Below are 1,678 nucleotides of genomic sequence, written 5' to 3'. Positions count from 1 at the left end.
GTCTTAGATGGGGCAGGTGGGGGGTGGTTTCAATGGTGGGGGATTGTTAACGGTTATTTCATTGGTGGCCGTTCAGGCTGGCGACAGGTTGGCGTGGCGAGGCGCGGAGCCTCGCCACGGGCCCGGCCTAGGCGACCCGATTCAAGTCGTTATGGCGAGTTTCCTTCAAGCACAACACCGCGATGACGCTGAGCAGCGCGGCCGCTGAAACATAGCCCCCGACATAACTCAAGCCGCCCATCGCCACCAGTTTCTGGGCGAAAAATGGCGCGGCCGAGGCACCGACGATGCCGCCCAGGTTGTAGGCCGCCGAGGCGCCGGTGTAGCGCACATGAGTCGGAAACAGTTCCGGCAGCAAGGCACCCATGGGGGCGAAGGTCACCCCCATCAGGAACAGCTCGATGCACAGGAACAACGCCACGCCGCCCGTGGAACCGTGGGTCAGCAAGGGTTCCATGAGGAAGCCCGAGGCAATCGCCAGCAGGCCGCCAATGATCAGGATCGGTTTGCGGCCGTAGCGGTCGCTGGCCCAGGCGGACAACGGGGTCGCAGCGGCCATGAACAGCACGGCAAAGCACAACAGGCCCAGGAATGTTTCGCGACTGTAGCCGAGGGTGGACACGCCGTAGCTCAGGGAGAATACCGTCGAGATGTAGAACAGCGCGTAACACACCACCATCGCCGCCGCGCCCAGCAACGTTGGCGCCCAGTACTGGCTGAACAGCTCGACCAGCGGCACCTTGCCTCGCTCCTGGCGGGCCACGGCATTGGCGACCACCGGGGGTTCGTGGAGCTTGAGGCGCACGTAGAGACCGACGATCACCAGCACGGCGCTGAGCAGGAACGGAATTCGCCAGCCCGAGGAGCGGAATTGCTCGTCGTCCAGGCTCATGGCCAGGGTCAGGAACAAGCCGTTGGCCGCCAGGAAACCGAGGGAGGGCCCCAGTTGGGGGAACATGCCGAACCAGGCACGCTTGCCTTTAGGAGCGTTCTCGGGGGCAAGCAGAGCCGCGCCGCCCCATTCGCCACCCAACCCCAGGCCTTGGCCAAAACGCAGCACGCACAACAGGATCGGCGCCCAGGCGCCAATACTGGCATAGCCGGGCAACACGCCGATGAGCGTGGTGCACACGCCCATCAACAACAGGGACGCCACCAGTGTGGACTTGCGCCCGATCCGGTCGCCGAAATGGCCGAACAGCGCCGAACCCAGCGGACGGGCGAGGAAGGCGATGCCGAACGTCAGGAAGGACGACAGCATCTGTGCCGTGCCTGAGGTTTGCGGAAAGAACACTGGCCCGATCACCAGGGCCGCAGCCGTGGCGTAGACGTAGAAATCGTAGAACTCGATGGCGGTGCCGATGAAACTCGCGGTCGCCACGCGAGTGGCCGAGTTGGTCGGCTGGGCAGTCACTGCCTCGTTGCAGGTAGCGGTCGTCATGCGGTTATCCCTGACAGTCATATGCTCCGTTGGAGCTAATTATTATGGTCGAACCCCCAGGGATGTGGGCGGGTATCCCGTCGCTGTTTCGGGTATGAACAGCCCCAGGGGTGCTGCGGATCTTGCCGATGGTCTGGCCGGAACCTGTCTCTTATACCCCTCTCCGAGCCCACGAGACAGGCAGAAGTAGCGGCGGGCGACACGGGCGTGGAACAAAACAGGGGGGGGGGGGGGGGG

Annotated in this window: 1 protein-coding gene; it reads right to left on the bottom strand. The window is 64.0% G+C overall.

The genetic code is table 11. The features are described 5' to 3' along the window. Positions 1 to 127: 127 nt before the first annotated feature. Positions 128 to 1,441 (bottom strand): MFS transporter, encoded by a 1,314-nt coding sequence (locus HGO40_RS30440; protein WP_250966057.1) that lies wholly within the window; start codon positions 1,439 to 1,441, stop codon positions 128 to 130. Positions 1,442 to 1,678: the final 237 nt, after the last annotated feature.

This window comes from Pseudomonas sp. CG7, from assembly GCF_023701885.1.
Classification (GTDB): domain Bacteria; phylum Pseudomonadota; class Gammaproteobacteria; order Pseudomonadales; family Pseudomonadaceae; genus Aquipseudomonas; species Aquipseudomonas zanjanensis.
This window is presented reverse-complemented; position numbering and strand designations above follow the sequence as displayed.